This is a genomic window from Paenibacillus monticola, assembly GCF_009664975.1.
Lineage (GTDB): Bacteria > Bacillota > Bacilli > Paenibacillales > Paenibacillaceae > Paenibacillus_AQ > Paenibacillus_AQ monticola.
Map to the genome: position 1 here is coordinate 502201 of NZ_WJXB01000002.1, position 19156 is coordinate 521356.

Below are 19156 nucleotides of genomic sequence, written 5' to 3' on the forward strand. Positions count from 1 at the left end.
AATCAGCTCCTAAACTGATCCGATCCATCGACATACTTCAGATTAGGCATACGGGATAAAAATCTAGGAATGTCCATAATCAGATTGCCGTTGATATTCAAGTGATGAAGCTCTGTTAGCTGCTCCAGCTCAATAGGCAGCTCTGTAATCCCCGTATAACTAACGCTTAACGTTTCCAGTTGCTTCAACTGTCCTAACTCAGGTGGGAGATGATCCAGCATTAAATCCTCCTTGACCTTGGGAGCCCATCCCAGCACCGGGCGATCCGAACTTCCACAATAGATAGTTAGATGTTTCAGCTGCTGAAGCTTAGCGATCTCGGGTGGAATACACTCCAGATCCGCAGTCATCAACGTAAGCGTTTCTAATGTATCCAGCTCAAATAATGCAAGCGGAAGCCTAGTGATATCCTGTTCAAAGACTTCCAGGTACTTCAACTGTTTCAATTCGCGGATACGGTCCGGGATCTCTGTAAGCCTATAAGAAGATAGAGTCAGAGAGTCTGTTTGATGCTTGATCGCATCATTTATGAAACAATCAACATCACGATGGGCTTCCAACTGAATAAACAGCCCTGGAATGCTGTCTGCCAGTTGTTCCGCCTCTTCCTCACTCATCTTAATGCCCATGATTTTCTCATGAGACACGCTGTATAGATAATCGGCACCTGCCGCATCCCAAAAGCACAAATCTTCCGGCATCTGCGGCTGCCGCCAGTCATATAAGCCATGCACCGCTTCTTTCAATACTATTCCCGCATCAGTACAGCATTGATAGATATAGTATGTACCTTGGGAATAATTCGCACCACTCTTGGCCTGCATTTCCTCCATCGTACATTGTTCTACTAAAAAAGGCTTTAGCTTATCCATTATTTCAGTGTAAGGTTTAACAATTCCATAATGCTCATGCCATTCCGAAAGCACAAATTTGTCTGTATGTTCAATTAAAAAATCTATCAGTCGCTCGTAAACTTCCCCCTTAGGGTCCGTATAAAAACTCATCATACCTCGTAACCTAGCGAGACCATCTGACCCATCTGCTGCACATATTTCAATTTAAACGTGCTCGGAATAGTCCCCTTAGGAAAAAGTTCAATCCCCTCCCCAAGCACTTTAGGAATAATAGTGATATGGATGGTATCGATCAAGCGTTTCTCCAGGAACAATTGAACCAATTGGCCACCACCGACCAACCAGACATCCCCTGCAGATGAAGCCTTCAATCTGGGAATTAGCGTATCTACTGCCTCGTCTGTAAAAATAACATGCGGAGCCTCAAGATGCTGCGAGCGGGACAAGACATAACAGGGTTTACCCTTATATGGAAATTCCTCTTCTAACTCCAGTACAACGTCATAGGTTAGTCTTCCCATCACAACAGTTCCAACGGTATCATAAAATGCAGCGTAACCGTTATCCACACCATCCCCTTCAACATCATTCAACCATTCCACAGAACCGTCCAGCTTAGCGATATAACCGTCTAGACTCGTAGCAATGTACAACACCACTTTGTTCGTTTCCACTTAAGAATTGCTCCCTTCTAGCGGACTCTTTGCATTCTCTACCCATGATTCCAATTGGGAATAATCTGTTATTTCACCGAGCACAGCTCTTCTTATGACTCCACTCTCATCAATGATAAACGTAGCTGGGAGTCCGGTAATTCCATATAGACCTGATACCTTCCCCGTAATATCTATACTAACAGGAAAAGAGAAGTGTTGGCTCTCCAAATAGTCCACAACCGTCCCTTTGGATTCACCCACATTGATAAACAATGTTGTTACCTCAGGCGCCTGAGTTTGATGGATACGATCAATTAGCGGCATCTCCTGAACACAAGGACCGCACCAAGATGCCCAGAAGTTGATCACGACAACCTGACCTTTATAATCTGCCAGTCGAACCTTCTGCCCCTGAATCGTGGTTAACTCAAATATAGGGGCAGTAGCTCCCACATGTATAGCTCCTACAGATTCCTTCTCCTCCGAGCTTCTGGATTGGATAATCGTCCAGACCCCTGCGGCAATTAGTGCAGCAATAATCAGCAGCGCAACCCAGCGTTGTCTCTTCATTTCAGACCCAGACTGTGATTAAACGCAGCATAGAGGGAACCAAACTGTTCACGTATTTGCCCAGTAGAGCCCTCCCCCACATTTCGCCCGTTGCTTAGAAATACGATATGATCCGCTGCTTTATCCGCAATTTCCAACTGGTGTGTAGAAAAGATTACCGTATGCCCCTCCTGTTTGATGTTTTGTAATCGTTCGACGAATTCATTCATCCAGAACGGATCAAGACCGTTGGTTGGCTCATCCATAATCAGCAACGGCGGTTTGGCTAATAATGCTTGAGCATATAAAATACGTTGGCGCATCCCTTTGGAGAAGGTATTCACCAGACTTTTCCTTTTCTCCGCTAATCCGACCAACTCAAGGACTTCTTCCACCCTTGTCTTCCGTTTGGGAACCTTACGCAAAGCCGCCCAGAACATCAAAGTTTCTTCAGCCGACAGTCCCTGATTGAATTGATAATCATCTGGCATGTAGCCGATTTGCTGCGAGAATAGCTTTCGTTCCTTGCTCCAGCGAAGATTGTTGACCGTAACCGTCCCGGAGGTAGGCTGCAGTATGCCCGCAATCATTCGTAATACAGTGCTTTTACCTGCTCCATTACCGCCGCATAGGGCAAGAACACTTCCCTTAGGAATTTGGAAACTTATGTCTTCAACCAACGTTTGCTTGCGAATGACCTTGGATACGCCGGCTACATTCACTACAATCTCACCCACGGGAACGCCCCCTTTCCCAGATCCAATATACTGCAAGGATCGAGGCAATGATCCAGCTCAGACATACGCCTATAAACAGCCAGCTGCCTGCGGGACGTCCAATCCACTCCACCCACTGATAATATTCAGGTCCAAGTACTGAACCTCCTCCAAGCTTAATCACGACAAACAACCTTACTAGCTCAGCGGGATTCATAATCGTTAAGACCACGAGCAGAGGCTTGATCCATAAATAAGGTAAAATACCTAAAATAGCTATCAGAAAGGTTGGCCACCCAATGACTAAGAAAAACCAAACGGAGACAGAGATCGTCAACGCCTGCCAGCGATTTCGGGACAATGAACCAATGAATAGAGCGATGGTCAAGAATAGAAGTACTAGTCCAGCTGAAAAAACTAGAAAAAGAAAATAGGTTGTGGCATCAAAATTGATTCCAATCAACCCGCTGATAAACCCCATTAGACCGTAACCAAACGCCACAATAATGAGCAACACTGCAGATAAACCTACATATTTCCCAAGAATAAATGACATTGTCCCCATGGGGTAAGTAGATAACAGCTGCCAGCTGCCCTCCTCCTTCTCTGAAGTTAAAGAGAAAGAACCCAGAAACAAGGTCATCAGCGGTAGAAGGTACAGTATAAGGCTTAGCATCGAGCCGGTAATGGCCGAATAGCCCTGTACGATGTTCTGTGAATTGATGACCAGTAAGCTTAGACTAAACGTGCAGAACAGAGCCAGAAAAGAATAAGCCCAGGGATTGCGAAACCCCATTTTAATCTCTCTTCGGGCCACTTGCATCATATCTGTCATAATCACATCTCCAGCTTCTTATGGTCACTTATCGCTTGAATTCTGTGTCATATCCATCCCTTTATCTGCATCCTTGCTTTCCATATCATCAGACATTTCCCCGTCCTTGTGTTCTTCGTCGTTCATCATGTCCATGTTCATCATATTCTGATTTTGTGTCCATTCATGAGAGGCCAGTTCTCCAGCGGTCAAAACAGTACCTAGACCCTGTTCTTTTACAAAAGCTTCCGCAGATCCTGCATCCTTGAAGCTGATCATGCCATAGGCCATGGGTGTCCGGAGGGATTCATCGTAGACATAACTTGCTTTGCTAAATTCAATCCACTCTTTGTCGTTATAATCACGGACATAATCCATCCCAATCTCTTCTGACCCATTTTGTTCTTTCCATTTATTCATGCAGCCGATATCATCAAACTTATAATTTTTTCCATCTTTTGTGGTAAGCTGTGTAGCAAATGCATCATCTTTAACCTGCATATTGCAGATTACACAGATATCTACTTCTTCATTGATAGGAAGAGCTGCATATTTCTTCTCCCCGCAGGCTGACAACAACAACATCCCAAGCACCATTAATCCAAGTATGTTCCACTTCTTCATATACGTAATACCCCCAAATAGATTATTGTTACTGCAGACAGAAACAACAGAAGCCAGCCCACAACCATTACGATCCCATAACTTGAGGCAGTCTCCGCAGGTGCCCCTGTTGTCAGCTTCATAAGCGGTGCGTGATCGGTAGACCATTCTTCCTTGCCATTTGTAAACATATCGCTCAAAAAGGTCATTCCAGGTGATTGAAAAAATAGCTGATAAGCGGAGTTATTACTAATCAACTGCTGATAGAAAGGATTGATAGCATAAGGGATATCGCTTGTCCCCACATTCGTTACATCCAGCCCCTGAAAAGAATCCCAAAAGTTCCCGTTCATCTTATTGTCCTTGCTGTCTGTTGCCTCCGCTTCAATGACATTGGCGATGAACCCGTTACTCTGAAATTGATTGCCTTCTGCACCGAGAAATTGAACACCAATGAAATTTCTAAGGATAATATTGTCTCTTAGATCATTATCGGAAGATTGTTCCATGTATATTCCTACACGATTCCCTTCCACCGTGTTGTTCACAATAGACGACGTGTGTACGTCATACAAGAGAATTCCCTGGGAATGAACATTCTGGTTTTGTTTACGGAAGGAGTTGCCGGATACCACTACATTCGTCACTCCCATAACCATTGCGCCAGTGATGTTATACTCTCCTATATTGTTGGTCACGTACGAACCATCGATATACATGCAGTGGATTCCATAGCGCAGATAATAGAGCTTATTCTGGTCTACTACTGTATTTCGACTATTTTCCAGATAGATTCCATCCCGCAAATAAGTGATCTCATTCTCCATAATCTTTGTGCCATGAGAATTATACAGATCAATCCCATTGCCTCTAGTACCTGGGGCCTGCCCTTTGGGGATGAACCAGCGAATTATATTATTGCGGATCACACCTCCATTTGCACCTCGAAGTATAATTCCGTACCCTCCGGTATGAATAACCAGATCTTCTAAAGTTACTTGATCGGCTCTCACTACAATTGCAGCCGACTCTCCGTCCCCATCTTGCTGAATGTTCATCTCCTGCAACTTTACCCCATTCGAGTTAATCTGAATGGCTGAATCTGCTGAATGATTTAATAACGTAACGACTCCCTCGCCCCGGATCGTGAGCCGCTTATCAATCACGACTGGCCCGAGATAAGTACCTGGAGCCAATACCAGTACATCTCCTGTTTGGGCTTGGTCAATAATAGGCTGCAGAGCGATCGCCTCAGTCTGTGATATCGAGCTTGCTATAACAATACCGGGATTTAGCGGAACGATCCAAACCACATTCATCAGGATCAACATGAACCAAACTCGAACCTTATGTATATGGTGCGATCCATTACCTTTACTGAACATCTTTCACCCCTTACTATTAATCAATTTATATTTTAATTTTTAATTTTTTTAATTTAAGCATACTATTTGGTGAATATCCATACATGACTCAAAGGGGCTATGTATACCCACAAAACCAAGCTTAATTATGGACAATGTATGAACAATCCCTGACCATTCTGCAAAATAATTTCTGATCTGATTCCTATCATTCCCCGCTAAAACACCAACAAACCCGATGAAAACCTCTTCATCGGGTTTGTTGGTGTGGATTCATGCAATTGTAAGTTTGTTTCCTTAGGAAGTATACGATTGGCCAAGACCCAATTCAGTAAGGAGCTGCCGGTAAGCAATGGACGTGCGGTCTGCTGGAATATGAGCTTCGGCCTGTAAATCCAAGGGCAGATCTTCCGGTGTCTGTGCTTCAACCATCTCTCGGTCTTCCTCGAATACCTGCAGGTTAAACTTGATCGTATCTTCAACTGGAGCGGACTTGTCAAAATTTCTGGAAATAGGGCAGAACAATCGGGTGTAGCGGGCAGAAACGGGCGATGCACAGTTCAGAATTCTCAGTCTGCCCTCATCGGGAAAGTATACCGTCAGGGATGCCGCAAATGGAGGGAACACACGGAATTCACGAAGCCACTGAAACCCCTCAGGGGCCGGATTATCCTGGCCCTTCCCGTAATTACTGACCGTACTCCAATATTCAGCCACCAGCTCATCGCCCTCACGTCTCACCTTATATTGGGGCACTTCGGTGTTATTGCGGTCGCCAAAGGTTTTGGTGTGTACATAGGCAAAATGCGATACATCCAGAAATCCTTCCATCTGGCGTCCGGATGAACCCGCGATATCGAAACTTGGCGGAAGTATATTGATATAATCCGGATCATCCCATCCCGGAAAGGCAGGAATCTGCTCTGGTGTAGATGCCAGGCTGGTCCAAATCAAGCCATACCGTTCAATCGCTGGATAGACAATCAATTTCAGCTTGGGTGAGATTTTGGCGCTGGGATGTGCCGGAACGGCCGTACACTTGCCTTCACAGTTATAGCGAAAGCCATGATAGGGGCAGACAATCTCCCCATCTTCCACCCACCCCTTACTTAATGGTGCTCCCCGGTGAAAGCAGAGATCACGGGCAATAACAACCTTGCCCTCACTGCGGTAAACTACGAGCTTCATATCTAAAAGCTTCACAGCAAGCGGTTTATCCTGCACTTCTTCCGCAATAGCAACCGGGTACCAATATTGAGCTAATACCAACCAATCCTCTCGTGAGAACGTGCAATCACGGGGAAGTTCGAGTTCAACCGGTTGTATTTTCTTTTCCTCTATCATGATCGTTCCACCTCTCATAAGTCACTATTAATTCATTCAGTTTATTTTAATATATGTTACGTTATATAACTTATTGTGTTTATTTTAATATCATATCGCTTTAATAATCAATTAGTCACTATTTATTTTCGTTCATATGCCTAAAAAACACATGGTAATGTTATGCATCATGACATTTCACACAAAAAAATCCGTCTGAATGACAATGGCATGGTTCATTCCTCCTAAATGTAATTTCGTTACATCTACTTCGTTCTAAACTTACTTCGAAAGCATATGATTTTTTAGAAGAAGTTCTACATACAAATGAAAGGTAAAATGTCGTAGGCAATATGAATATGAGGAGAGAAGAAACTATGAGTACTTATGTCAGTGTAAACAAGGAAGCCTGTATTGCATGCGGTTCCTGTAATTCCGTAGCCCCGGATATTTTCGATCTGGATGATGACGGGATCGCTGAGGTGATTTATGAAGGGGATAAGAATCAGGGGATCACTATTATCTCGCAAGACTTGCAAGAAGAACTCCAGGAAGCTATTGAGAGCTGTCCAACCCAGTGTATACTGCTTGCTGAGGTCCCTTTTGCTTAATGCGGTTATTAAATTGAAGGATCGTCATCTTTTGAAAAATAAGTTTTAGAATGATCCATTAAAAAAAGCAGCGGCAGACCAAGACTTGGTAAATAAAGTCTTAGACTGCCGCTGTTGTCGTTAAACTATCGTTCTCTGTTAGTTTAACAATCCTTTATTAGTTTTTTGGTACAAGGGATAATACTTTCTCCATATAGCTGGATAGAGACTTGAGGTGGTTCCCAATGGAAATATTTCTTAGGTTTTCGATTAGCTGTGCTGCAGGTACCATAGAAAGCTGGGCAGCTACCACACTTTTCTTCGGGTTATTCTCAATAATACTTATCAACCCCTTTGATACAGATTGTATGTACTCACTCTTTTTCCCTTGCATAATCAGATCAAAGGTATTCTCCAGTAAGAAAGGCTCCGCATCAATCTCTTTACCCTTCATCCTGGAATATGATAATATTTGATTCATCGTTCCATTCACCGTGTTCGGATTCGTAAATGCAACTATTATTGGCTGATTTATTTCACAGATTTCTTCGAACAAAGGTTCGTCAATTTTTATTATAGGTATTGGATAATGATGAACTTCATTATTTAATAGTGCCGTAAAAAAGGTGCATGTAATTAAAATAGCATCAACATGGCAATTTGCTATCCAATCCAGTGTTTCAATAACTTTCTTTTCAACAATTTCTTTTGTAAAATCAGCATCCTGTTTAATACGGTCAAGACCTGGATCTACAAAATGAATTAATTCTACATCAAAAATACTCAAAGCTTTTTCAACGTGTTCTATATTTGAGTAATGTGCATGAAAACAACCAATTCTTTTCATATTTATGTACCTCCAATGATTTTCAATAATTGTTATTATTATTACATAAATTGTTCAATTATCCTGCCCTTTCGTAATGAAGCATCGTCAGTCTATTACTTTATTTTCTTTTGACACAATTGACGTGACGCACATTATCTTCCTTATGTAATCCCTTCCTATTGTCCTCACCACCCTTTTATCGAAAAATTTCAATATATTTTATTTTTAATATAGACAAAACTATGGTATTTTCAGGTATGATAATATTACATCTATGGAATTAACTTCCTGATTACGAGTTTTGGATAAAGTAAAAAGGAGATGAGGCCCCGAATTTTAGTAAGCGCTCTCTTAATCGAATTCAAGAAAAAAATCTAATCCGTCCTGTCCAAAGAAGATGAGGGAGGAAAGAACATGTTAAAACGAGTGGTATCGACCATTTCCATATTGGTGATGGTGGTCAGCATGTTTGCGGTTAGTCCCAGTGTTACAAACGCAGCACCTATAAGCGAGGCGAATTCTACCATTTTTGGTCCCGATGTCTATGTATTTGATCCAACCATGTCGACCACCGATATTCAGGGCATCACCAGTTCGGTGTTTGCGACTCAGGAATCAAATGAATTTGGCAGCCAGCGAAAGGCTTTTCTATTCAAACCTGGTTCCTATAACGTGAATTTCAATGTTGGCTTCTACACTCATGTGGCTGGTCTGGGGCAAAATCCCGGGGACGTCAACATTACTGGTGGATTAAACGTGAATGCGGATTGGGATAACGGCAACGCGACCCGGAACTTTTGGCGTACGATCGAGAATCTCACCATAACCCCGTCAAGCGGAACCACGCAAATCGCTGTATCACAGGCAGCACCGCTCAGACGCCTGCACATTAAGGGTGAACTGGACTTATTCGACTTCGATTCCAATTGGAATGCCGGTTGGGCCAGCGGCGGTTTCCTTGCTGATTCCATTGTGGATAATGCAGTAGTTCCCGCGTCGCAGCAGCAATGGTTTGCCAGAAACAGCCAATGGGGCAGCTGGTCAAACGGCGTTTGGAACATGGTCTTCGTCGGTGATAATAACGCGCCTACAGGACTATTTCCAGACCCCCCATATACCGTCATAGAAAAAACACCAGTCATTCGGGAAAAGCCGTACCTTTACATTAACGGCTCCGGACAATATCAAGTGTTTGTTCCCTCTCTGCAAACAAATACCCAAGGTGCCAGCTGGGCTAACGGGTCTACACCAGGTCAATCCATTTCGATTGATCAATTCTACATTGCCCGCCCGGAAACAGCCACTGCCGCTACTATGAACGCGGCGCTGAGCCAAGGGAAGAATCTGTTGTTTACTCCCGGTATTTTTCACCTGAATGATACCCTGCGCATCACGAATCCGAACACGGTCGTACTTGGTATTGGCATCCCTACGATCATACCGGATAACGGGCAGGCAGCTATGTCAGTTGCCGATGTAGACGGAGTAAAAATTGCAGGACTTACCTTCGATGCTGGTCCGGTCAATTCTGCTTCCCTCTTGGAAGTCGGGCCTACAGGCAGCTCTGCCAATCATTCCGCTAACCCAACCTCATTACACGATCTTACCTTCAGAACGGGCGGAGCTTCCCCCGGAAAGAATGACGTTAGTATTAAGATTAACAGCAACAATGTTATCGGTGATCATTTCTGGATATGGCGCGCAGACCATGGAGCAGGAGCCGCTTGGACTAATAATGTTTCGAAAAATGGTCTCGTGGTCAACGGAAACGATGTAACAATGTATGGTCTGTTTAACGAACATCACAACGAATATCAGACCTTATGGAATGGCAATGGCGGTCGGGTATATTTCTATCAATCCGAAATACCTTATGATGTTCCAAACCAACCGGCCTGGATGACTCAGAACGGCACGGTTAACGGTTTTGCTTCTTACAAAGTGGCGAACACCGTAACAAGTCATGAGGCTTGGGGCCTTGGCGTTTACTCATTCTTCAGGGATGCAGCTGTAAAACTGAACAGCGCTATTGAGGTGCCAAATGTTCCAGGTGTAAAAATCCACCATGCGACCTCCATCTGGTTGTCCGGTACGGCTGGAAGTGAAATAACCCATATCATTAATAATACTGGCGGCAGAGTTTACGCGAATAGTCCCGCCGAAGCCATGAGACAAACCGTAACGGAATTCGCGGGAAGCGGTGCTGGAGATACGGCGGCGCCAAGTACACCAGCGAACCTAACGGCAACGTCAGCATCGAGCAGTCAAATCAATCTGAGCTGGACCGCTTCAACGGACAATGTTGGAGTCACCGCCTATGAGATTTATCGAAACGGCAACCTTATTGGCACTTCAACTACAACCACATTCAACGACACAGGGCTGACTGCTGCGACGGCATACAGCTATACGGTCAAAGCGAAGGATGCAGTTGGAAATCTTTCGGCAGCAAGCAATACGGCTACTGCCACAACCCTGTCGGGTGGCGGAACGGGAACCGCACTGGACCGGACAGGCTGGACGGCGACCTCGACACCCACAAGCGCCGATGTACCACAGAATCTGCTCGACGGCAGCATGGCTACACGCTGGAGTACAGGTGCGGCAATGGTTCCGGGCCAATCCTTTATCGTGGATATGAAGACATCAAAGAATATTAACAAGCTCGTGATGGATTCGACCGGCAGTGATAACGACTACGCCCGCAGCTATGAAGTGTACGTTTCGAGTGACGGCACGAATTGGGGCAGCGTGGTAGCGAGCGGAACAGGAACTGGACCGATCATCACTGTTACCTTTGCGGCGCAAAATGCCCGTTATATTAAGGTAGTGCAGACGGGGACGGCTTCGAGCTGGTGGTCCGTTCGCGAAGTTAATGTGTACGGCAGCAGTGTAGCGGGAGATACCCAAGCTCCAAGCACACCAGCGAACTTGGTGGCAAGCGCAGCTTCAAGCAGCGTAATCAATCTAAGCTGGAGCGCTTCGACCGACAACGTGGGCGTTACGGGATATGAGATTTACCGGAGTGGCAACCTCGTTGGCACATCTGCTTCCCTCTCCTATAGTGACACGGGGCTGACAGCAGCGACCGCTTATAGCTACACAGTAAAAGCAAAGGATGCCGCTGGAAATCTCTCAGCAGCCAGCAATGTCACAAACGTCACCACCCCATCCGGTGGAACGGGAACGGCGCTTAGCCGGAGTGGTTGGACTGCAACATCATCACCCACAAGTGGGGATGTTCCGCAGAATCTGCTGGACGGCAGTATGACTACACGCTGGAGCACGGGAGCCGCGATGGTTCCAGGCCAATCCTTCACCGTGGATATGCTGGCAACAACAAGCTTTACTAAGATTGTGATGGATTCGACCGGCAGCGATAGTGACTACGCCCGCGGCTATGAAGTATACGTTTCGACCGATGGAACGAACTGGGGCAGCGCAGTGACCAGCGGAACAGGAAGCGGAGCGATCATCACCGCTACCTTTGCCGCGCAAAATGCCCGCTACTTCAAAGTAGTGCAGACGGGGACGGCTTCAAGCTGGTGGTCGATTCGCGAAGTGAACCTGTATAACTAGGACACTATCTAACAGACAAAGGAATGGGCTAACCTTCGATAGTTTTTACTATCAAGGGTTAGCCCTATTTTTTGACCGTTACAGATACCTGCCATAGAGCGTTTCCCAGCCCCCGAATGTTATTGAATTTCTTGGAGATCGGCATATACATTTTCTTGATGGCTACCAAAAGAAGTGTTCAGCAAAGCGCTCCTTAATTCATTCATATCAATAGGCTTTCGCAGAGTATCGATTCCACCCTTGCCGAAAGCGTGCAGAACAAAGTCATGACTGCTGGTCACAATAATTTTGCTGGGGAGAAATTGGTCTTCCAGACGGTCAAGCATCGCCCCTTTGAATAATAGAAGCAGACTGGCATCAGTAACGATAATATCTGGCTGCTGTGTCTCGATCAGTTGTATAGCTGCTTGATCACAAGTTGCTTCCAGAATAGCTTCATATTTAAAAGGTTGCTGCTCCAAGGCTTGTTTTAGGGTATCCCGGACATGAGGTTTGTCGTCAACGAGTAATATCTTCATAGTGATTTCCTCCTGTTGTACCAAGATAATGTGCTTGCAATATTATCTTGCATTTGGTTATAGTATAGTTAATTACTCATAATTAATGAATCTTTTATCTGATTGGAAATCTCTATTATTTGGCTGGGTGGTGATTACTGTGGATTTGCGGCTGCATGCCTGCGCTTATGCTTTTCATACTTTGCCTTTCAAGACTTCCTATACGCCACCGCCATTTTTCCTCTTTCGTCTACAAGTAATGGGCAGTTGCAGGGCGTTGGTGAACGGAAAGATGAGTCTTATTGAAACTGGGGACTTATTAATCTATCGTCCAGGAGATCCGTATCATTTAGTGGTTGAGGAACAAGAAGGAAAGATCGAAAGTGGAGATTATTATCTGCTGTGCGAAGGAGCTTGGGTCGAAGAATGGTGGAACGCAGAGCGCCGATCTACGCAGCAGCGAATTCATCTGGATACCGGATTGCTCGCGTTGTGGCAGCAATTATGCATCGAGCAGCACCGGATTGAACAAGCGAACTCTGATTTGATCCAGCATTTGCTCTGCGCCCTCTGCTTGTCTATTGATCGATTGTTGGTTGAGGGTGTTTCTCTCCAAAGTCCAAAGCGTTCTAATGAACTGGTCATGAGGATGCAATATTATATTAACGAGAATGCGCTGAGTCGATTAACCGTCGAAGATGTAGCTAACTTTGCCGGACTTAGCGTTTCCAGAGCCGTACATCTTTTTAAGGAAATAACGGGCTATACCATCATTCATTTCACACAGGAGATTCGCTTGTCTAATGCCCTGGAGCGGATACGCTATACCGATTTAAGCTTGGAGAGTATCGCTAGCACCTGCGGTTTCGGCACGTATTCCTATTTTCACAAAATTTTCAAAACAAAATATGGCGTATCTCCTAAAGAAATTAGAAAGCACCCTATCGATCTAGATCAGAAGAACAACATGAGCGTAAATGGTACTGGTGAGAAGATAAGCGGCCTTTCCCTTGATGCCCAGCGATTTTTTAGTTCGGGTAGACTTAAGGCTGCACAGGATGCCCATATCGAGTAGAACGCAAGAAAAAAGTCGAAATGATCACTCCGCTAATTAAAGCGCGAATCATTTCGACCTGGATCAAGCTGATTTCTTGCGGTCCATATAATAATATATCGGGAGCCCGATCAATGTGATTCCGATACCCACTAGCGAACGGATCGGATCGCTGATGATGGTACTCACTATAATATAGCCTCCACCAATAACGCCTATTATGGGGGTTATCGGGTAGAAGGGAACCTTATATCTTCCTTTTTGCGGAGGATTTTTTTGACGTAATATAAACACACCGAACACACCCATTGTGAAGAAAATCCACAGTACAAAGACCAGTAAATCAGTCAACGTATTAAAAGTACCCGAGAAAATATAGATAACCGCCAACAAGCCTTGAAATATTAGCGCATTAGCAGGTGTCTGGAACTTGGGATGAATACTTTTCAGCGTGCGTGAAAAAGGAATCTGCCCTCTCTCCCCCATCGCCTGAGGTACTCTAGCTGCCGTCATCAAATAGCCGTTAAGCGCACCCAACACGGACACGATGATACCCGCTGTTATAAAAGCCGCGCCACCACTGCCGAACAGCGCTTCCGCCGCATCTGCACCTGGTGTTGTGGAGGTTATAATCGCCTCGTATGGCAATACCTGGAATATGGCTATATTAAATAATACATAAACAACAATAACGAAGATAACACCGATGGAGATTACTTTGGGCAGCGTCTTGGATGGGTCCTTCATTTCGCCCGCCATATTAGTCACACCAATCCAGCCGTCATAAGCCCACAGTGTTCCAAGGATCGCTACACCAAAGCCTGCTCCAGTCACTGAAGTCTGAATGCCGCTAAAACCAGGCGCTATATCCGAGATTAAACCGAAGGCGACAATACCCACCACCGGGATAAGCTTGCCAACGGTTGCTACCGTCTGGATAATCCCACCGAATTTAGTGGCGATCACATTCATGGTCAGTATAAAAGCCAGTATGAATACAGCAAGCAGCTTCTGCTGCAACCCATTCATGGGAATGAAGAAATTGGAATACGTGGCAAATGCGATAGCCAGCGCCGCGACCGAGGCTGGATAAGCGATTACAGCCTGTACCCAGCCCAGCAGAAACCCGAAGACACTTCCGTACAATTCTCCAAGATAGGTGTATAACCCGCCAGATTTCGGAATGGCAGCCGCTATCTCCGCTACAGATAAAGCCGAAGCCAATGTGATCACCCCGCCAACAACCCAAGCAATAATGCCCATTGTAGGCGTGCCGGCATTGCTCAACACAATTCCTGGCTTCAGAAAAATCCCCGACCCGATAATCATGCCCACGACGATAGCTAATGCTTCAATAAAGGTGATAGATTTTTTGAGTGTACTCTTTTCCATAGATTCTCAATGACCCTTTCTCTGTATAAAACTATTAGCACAACAATACATAAATTATAGCTTACACTATTATGTAATTTATGATTGTGAAATAGTTTACAAAGATGAACGAACTATCGAGCATCTGCCTCTTGTATAACTTGTTCGATAAACTCCATCATTGACTTAGCTTTCTGCTCATCAAGCGTTAGGACGCTTGCAATCATGGTCGAAGGATTCAGTGGCAATCCGGAGGCGAACTTCGTATCTGTAATATCTAATCCTACAACTTCTTGAAGATTACTCTCTAGATTGTTAGCCTTCTTCAGCCGTACATCCTCACTAGAAATTCCTCCGGCGGCAACAACAACATCCAGATTACGCAGGCCTGCCTGCTGTCCGATCCATTGAAACGCGGCTTCATCCATAATCAGAATATCCGGCGGATCAGCGGCTAACTGAACAATAGCCTTTTGCTGATAGTTCATATCTAATGAACCATTTTCCGTAACGGGTAGATAGACTATCTGCGTTTCCACCCGCTTCCACTTTGGATATAGCGCAATAAATGCCTCTTCCAGTGCCGTATTTTCGGCTTCTGAATCATGTAACATATAATTGCCCATGAACATAATCTTCGCATCAATAGGTGGCAAAGAAGCTAAATATTTCTGTTCCTGCACATGCGAATAAATACCCCTTCCAGCAACGATGAGGACGATCACCACAATGAAGGCTAGTATCGTATGCATTTTGTACAACCGGAAAAAGTGTTCTCCTTTACGTGCGATTCCGGTAAATCGGCCCCATTTCTTCAACCTGAGGTTCTCCGCCGCCTGGATTTCCTGTTGATCTAAGGAAGCGAGAATAAATTTATAGGCTTGAAATTCTTCCTCATAGGATTGCTTATCTCGTTCAGTGGAAACAGAGCGCATCCGTTTCAGAAGCAGATCGAACCGCTTGTCCAATTCCTCCCGCGTGATGTTCTCAGACAAATTCAAGCGTTCATAGGTTTGCTTCAGTTGCTCATTCATGTATGAGATTCCCCTTTTATTTATCAGCAATAGAGTGACTTTTATAGATTCAAGATAATCTTAACAATTGTTCCCTTACCCCATGCACTTGTAACGGATATCGTCCCCTGGTGACTCGCAATAATTTTGTAGCTGACCATTAAGCCTAACCCCATGCTATCCTCTTTTGTCGAATATAGGGTAGCCCCTAAGTTGACTAGCTTGTCCTCAGGAATACCGAGTCCATTGTCGCTGAAAATAATGTTTACGGATTCATCACCGTCGACCTTCACCTTAATTAACAAATCCCCACCAGTAGGCATGGCCTCAATACCATTCCTGATAATGTTGCTAAATACAATTTTGAGTTGATTGGGAACACAGTTAACAAAAGGTACTAGATCAGCAAATTTCGTTATCATCTCTACATTAAAGACCGTAGCCTGAGGTTCATACATGGAGATGACTTCCTGCAATATTTGCACTACATCATTTTGTTCAAAATGCTGCTTCTGGGGACTAGCCAGGATTAGTAATTCATCCGTTATCGCTTCGATTTTGCCCAGCTTCGAACTCATGACGTCCGAATCATGAATCTCCTGTTCAATGCCCGCTGCCAAGAGGCCTATGACCGAGAGCATCTCCGATGAATGTAATAATTCCAGTTTATTCTTTTGTTCCGTAAAATCTTCAGACATTCTTGCATTCTTAAATTCTGTAATATCGATTAACGTGACAACGATTCCTTGATAGAGAGAATCGTAGGCTAAATAGGGTAATAGAATAACGCTGAACCATTTACCATTTGAATTGCGGATTTCTTTTTTGACCGCTTCGCCCGAAAAGAGGACTTTCATTGCATCTGCCATCAGTTGGTCATATTGTAAATTATGTTTGATCTCGCCAATGGAACGACCTATGTCCATATCTGCCAAATTAATTTCTTTACTAACTGCAGGTGTGAATTTACGTATATTCATCTTGGCATCCAAAAATATAGTCGCAATATTGGTGTTGTTAAAAAAATGGGAGATATCATTATTCGAATCCGTTAATTCCTGAATTTTAGTCTGATATTCTTGATTGACGACCATTAATTCTTCGTTTCCCGACTGCAGCTCTTCATTCGTGCTTTGCAGTTCCTCATTCGAAACAATCAATTCTTCGTTGACCATTCCTAACTCTTCATTAGAGGTTTCTAATTCTTCGTTGTACACCTCTAACTTCGCATTTGCCGTCTGTAGTAATTCTCTCGCATGAACCAACTCTTGATCCAGCTCCTGAATGTGGTCCTTGATATATTTCTCGGAAAATTGATGACTCTGGATCAAGACTTCATCTATTCTATCCTTGCCAGAGGCTTCTTTCTGTTCAGCAGCATCTTCAAAGAATAGGATCATCAACTTGTCATCTACCGAGTCGATGGAGAATGCCTTTGCTCTCAAATGAATAGAATGTCCTTTATGACTATCCTTAATAGCTACATCCCTATAAACAACTTCCTTCAGTTCTTTTCTCGCTTTATGAAGTAAACTCCCAATAACAACGCCCAAATATTCCGGAACCAGCTTAAACAAATTGAGGGTTGGCTTACCTTTAGGGAAGACTAAATATTGGTTGGCATTTCCATTAATATGGACGATGTCGTTGTTACTATCAATAATGATGCATGCAGTCACATATTCTTCGATCAGCTTGGTATAGACCGTTTCCAATTTTAGAATTCGTTCTGCCTCTTTTAATCTTACAATCACATTATTTCGATGACTCATTTTTTTCTCATTCACATGATCCGTAATACCAAAGGAACCCACTGCCGAAGTGGAGCCAACCACCATATGGTGGTATATATTCCATCGATTATCCAACGGTGAGAATAGATTGGTTAGTTTCCCCAACGTTTCACTTGGACCCAGAAAGAGGTAAGCATCTGATTTTAATGAAAAATGAAACAGTGAGATTACTTTTTTCTGAATAGTTTGTTGTAAATAAATTAATAGATTACGACATAAGATTAGATCGAGCTGGGTAAACGGGGGATCACTCACCAAATTATGCTGGGCAAAAATGACCATCTGCCTAATTTCCTTATTCACTTTATACTCATTTCCTTGACGGGTGAAATAAGCTTCCAAGTACTCCTCCGGCACGTTCTTAGCAATGATCTCAGAATATATCCCTTTGCTGGCGAATTGAATAGACTCTTTATCCAGGTCGGTGGCGAAAATGGTCACGTCAAAGGTTTCTTCTATTTCCTCCATATATTTTCTAATCAAAATAGCTAAGGTGTAGACTTCTTCTCCAGTCGAACAACCAGCGACCCAGACCCTAATTTGCTTCTCCACCCCACGTTGCTCAAAGATGGTAGGCAGTACTTTTTCTGCAAGAATTGCAAACGCAGCCGGATCACGAAAAAATTGCGTCACTCCAATTAGTAAATCCTTTTGCAAGGCGGTGACTTCATTGGAATTATTATATAAATATTGATTATATTCCTTGAGGTATTGAAATTGTTGAATCCCCATCCGTCTTTGAATACGGCGCATAATACTGGCTTGTTTATAAACAGAGAAATCCACACCCGTAGACTGCTTCAGGATCGAAAATAATGTACTCAATTGTTCATCAATCGATTGTTTAGTCTGGTTCATATAAAATTCAATGTATTCTACAATATGTCGTGGCATTTCCTCCGGAGCAAGTAGATAATCAGTCTGATCAATTTCGATATCAGTTCCGGTCAAGCGAACAGGATTGGTCGTATCCGTTTCTTCTACAATGATTAGTCCATTTGCTTTTGATATCTTATCAATACCGAGTGTACCGTCCTTACCCTCACCTGAAAAAAGGATAGCGATCGAATTGCTTCCAAAACTCTCAATAAGTGAATACATAAATCGGTCAGCGGGTAAGTCATTGCCTTTATTAGCGGAATAATCAGATAGACTTATTGTTCTTGAATGAAAGCTAATATCATGAAGCGGCGGCAGCAAATAAATACAATCCGTATGAATCTCCATCTGATCCACAGCATGAAAAATCTCCATATGGGTATGCTTTGAGAGCTGTTCTAGTGGAAATAACTCCGATTGGGTAGAATCATGTTGGGCAATGAAGTAGGTCAGTCCATGGACGATATCCAGATGATCCAGAAATAACTCCAGTCCTTCCAACTTTCCTGGTGAAGCTACAATGCCGACTACGCTAAATTCTTTGATTCTATCATATTCGGGATTATTCTGATAATTCAATGTTTTTTCCATTAGACATGATCATTTTCCTTTCCTATACATCTAAAATAGAGTTTAATTTCCAAATTTAAGTTATCAACCGTTGTCCATAAT

General features: G+C 43.8%; 16 protein-coding genes. 3 read left to right on the forward strand and 13 right to left on the reverse strand.

From position 1 onward, the window contains the following. Positions 1-2 precede the first annotated feature (2 nt). From GJB61_RS06780 to GJB61_RS06815, 8 genes are all read right to left on the reverse strand, one after another. The gene (locus GJB61_RS06780; RefSeq protein ID WP_154117699.1) at positions 3-1007 is read right to left on the reverse strand and encodes a leucine-rich repeat domain-containing protein; all 1005 of its coding nucleotides are present in this window, start codon (positions 1005-1007) and stop codon (positions 3-5) included. Then, positions 1004-1528, reverse strand: coding sequence for a dihydrofolate reductase family protein (locus tag GJB61_RS06785; RefSeq protein WP_338115690.1), 525 nt, complete (start codon positions 1526-1528; stop codon positions 1004-1006). Before GJB61_RS06785 ends, GJB61_RS06780 begins: the two co-directional genes overlap by 4 nt. Further along, entirely contained in the window at positions 1529-2080 is a 552-nt protein-coding gene (locus GJB61_RS06790) for a TlpA family protein disulfide reductase (protein ID WP_154117700.1), read from the reverse strand. Then, positions 2077-2796, reverse strand: a complete 720-nt coding sequence (locus tag GJB61_RS06795; protein ID WP_338115691.1) for an ABC transporter ATP-binding protein — start codon at positions 2794-2796, stop codon at positions 2077-2079. The genes GJB61_RS06790 and GJB61_RS06795 overlap by 4 nt, the downstream gene beginning before the upstream one ends. Continuing rightward, positions 2789-3610: an ABC transporter permease gene (locus tag GJB61_RS06800; RefSeq protein WP_154117702.1), complete on the reverse strand. Its 822-nt coding sequence runs from the start codon at positions 3608-3610 to the stop codon at positions 2789-2791. The genes GJB61_RS06795 and GJB61_RS06800 overlap by 8 nt, the downstream gene beginning before the upstream one ends. Positions 3611-3634: 24 nt before the next feature. Further along, on the reverse strand, positions 3635-4213 hold the full coding sequence (locus GJB61_RS06805; RefSeq protein ID WP_154117703.1) for a nitrous oxide reductase accessory protein NosL: 579 nt from the start codon (positions 4211-4213) through the stop codon (positions 3635-3637). Beyond that, entirely contained in the window at positions 4210-5577 is a 1368-nt protein-coding gene (locus GJB61_RS06810; RefSeq protein ID WP_229521513.1) for a NosD domain-containing protein, read from the reverse strand. Before GJB61_RS06810 ends, GJB61_RS06805 begins: the two co-directional genes overlap by 4 nt. A 276-nt stretch (positions 5578-5853) precedes the next feature. Beyond that, positions 5854-6900: an aromatic ring-hydroxylating oxygenase subunit alpha gene (locus tag GJB61_RS06815; protein ID WP_154117704.1), complete on the reverse strand. Its 1047-nt coding sequence runs from the start codon at positions 6898-6900 to the stop codon at positions 5854-5856. Positions 6901-7256: 356 nt separating this feature from the next. On the opposite strand from GJB61_RS06815, the gene GJB61_RS06820 reads away from it, so the two are divergent. Next, positions 7257-7490 carry a ferredoxin gene (locus GJB61_RS06820; protein ID WP_154117705.1) on the forward strand — a complete coding sequence of 78 codons (234 nt, stop codon included), beginning with the start codon at positions 7257-7259 and terminating at the stop codon, positions 7488-7490. Positions 7491-7647: 157 nt separating this feature from the next. Here the strand turns inward: GJB61_RS06820 and GJB61_RS06825 are convergent, their stop codons facing one another. Beyond that, positions 7648-8316: a hypothetical protein gene (locus GJB61_RS06825; RefSeq protein ID WP_154117706.1), complete on the reverse strand. Its 669-nt coding sequence runs from the start codon at positions 8314-8316 to the stop codon at positions 7648-7650. A gap of 396 nt (positions 8317-8712) precedes the next feature. Between GJB61_RS06825 and GJB61_RS06830 the strand changes: the two genes are divergently transcribed. Next, the gene (locus tag GJB61_RS06830) at positions 8713-11877 is read left to right on the forward strand and encodes a discoidin domain-containing protein (RefSeq protein WP_154117707.1); all 3165 of its coding nucleotides are present in this window, start codon (positions 8713-8715) and stop codon (positions 11875-11877) included. A 119-nt stretch (positions 11878-11996) separates the two neighbouring features. Here GJB61_RS06830 and GJB61_RS06835 read toward each other — a convergent pair whose 3' ends face one another. Then, positions 11997-12395 carry a response regulator gene (locus GJB61_RS06835; protein WP_154117708.1) on the reverse strand — a complete coding sequence of 133 codons (399 nt, stop codon included), beginning with the start codon at positions 12393-12395 and terminating at the stop codon, positions 11997-11999. Positions 12396-12480: 85 nt separating this feature from the next. Here GJB61_RS06835 and GJB61_RS06840 point away from each other — a divergent pair, with 85 nt between their 5' ends. After that, the gene (locus tag GJB61_RS06840; RefSeq protein ID WP_154117709.1) at positions 12481-13449 is read left to right on the forward strand and encodes a helix-turn-helix domain-containing protein; all 969 of its coding nucleotides are present in this window, start codon (positions 12481-12483) and stop codon (positions 13447-13449) included. A 63-nt stretch (positions 13450-13512) separates the two neighbouring features. On the opposite strand, the gene GJB61_RS06845 is transcribed toward GJB61_RS06840, so the two are convergent. The 3 genes from GJB61_RS06845 to GJB61_RS06855 all read right to left on the reverse strand — a co-directional run bounded on the left by GJB61_RS06845 (position 13513) and on the right by GJB61_RS06855 (position 19075). Beyond that, positions 13513-14820 carry an APC family permease gene (locus tag GJB61_RS06845; RefSeq protein ID WP_154117710.1) on the reverse strand — a complete coding sequence of 436 codons (1308 nt, stop codon included), beginning with the start codon at positions 14818-14820 and terminating at the stop codon, positions 13513-13515. Between the two features lie 113 nt (positions 14821-14933). Beyond that, positions 14934-15833: a hypothetical protein gene (locus GJB61_RS06850; RefSeq protein WP_154117711.1), complete on the reverse strand. Its 900-nt coding sequence runs from the start codon at positions 15831-15833 to the stop codon at positions 14934-14936. 41 nt (positions 15834-15874) lie between these two features. Then, complete coding sequence (locus tag GJB61_RS06855) at positions 15875-19075, reverse strand: CheR family methyltransferase (protein ID WP_154117712.1); 3201 nt, start codon at positions 19073-19075, stop codon at positions 15875-15877. Positions 19076-19156 lie beyond the last annotated feature (81 nt).

Excerpts from the sequence above, each read along its gene's own strand:
- GJB61_RS06780 (WP_154117699.1), bottom strand. The coding sequence starts at position 1,007 with ATGATGAGTTTTTATACGGACCCTAAGGGGGAAGTTTACGAGCGACTG.
- GJB61_RS06790 (WP_154117700.1), bottom strand. The coding sequence starts at position 2,080 with ATGAAGAGACAACGCTGGGTTGCGCTGCTGATTATTGCTGCACTAATT.
- GJB61_RS06800 (WP_154117702.1), bottom strand. The coding sequence starts at position 3,610 with ATGACAGATATGATGCAAGTGGCCCGAAGAGAGATTAAAATGGGGTTT.
- GJB61_RS06805 (WP_154117703.1), bottom strand. The coding sequence starts at position 4,213 with ATGAAGAAGTGGAACATACTTGGATTAATGGTGCTTGGGATGTTGTTG.
- GJB61_RS06810 (WP_229521513.1), bottom strand. The coding sequence starts at position 5,577 with ATGTTCAGTAAAGGTAATGGATCGCACCATATACATAAGGTTCGAGTT.
- GJB61_RS06815 (WP_154117704.1), bottom strand. The coding sequence starts at position 6,900 with ATGATAGAGGAAAAGAAAATACAACCGGTTGAACTCGAACTTCCCCGT.
- GJB61_RS06820 (WP_154117705.1), top strand. The coding sequence starts at position 7,257 with ATGAGTACTTATGTCAGTGTAAACAAGGAAGCCTGTATTGCATGCGGT.
- GJB61_RS06825 (WP_154117706.1), bottom strand. The coding sequence starts at position 8,316 with ATGAAAAGAATTGGTTGTTTTCATGCACATTACTCAAATATAGAACAC.
- GJB61_RS06830 (WP_154117707.1), top strand. The coding sequence starts at position 8,713 with ATGTTAAAACGAGTGGTATCGACCATTTCCATATTGGTGATGGTGGTC.
- GJB61_RS06835 (WP_154117708.1), bottom strand. The coding sequence starts at position 12,395 with ATGAAGATATTACTCGTTGACGACAAACCTCATGTCCGGGATACCCTA.
- GJB61_RS06840 (WP_154117709.1), top strand. The coding sequence starts at position 12,481 with ATGAATCTTTTATCTGATTGGAAATCTCTATTATTTGGCTGGGTGGTG.
- GJB61_RS06845 (WP_154117710.1), bottom strand. The coding sequence starts at position 14,820 with ATGGAAAAGAGTACACTCAAAAAATCTATCACCTTTATTGAAGCATTA.
- GJB61_RS06850 (WP_154117711.1), bottom strand. The coding sequence starts at position 15,833 with ATGAATGAGCAACTGAAGCAAACCTATGAACGCTTGAATTTGTCTGAG.
- GJB61_RS06855 (WP_154117712.1), bottom strand. The coding sequence starts at position 19,075 with ATGGAAAAAACATTGAATTATCAGAATAATCCCGAATATGATAGAATC.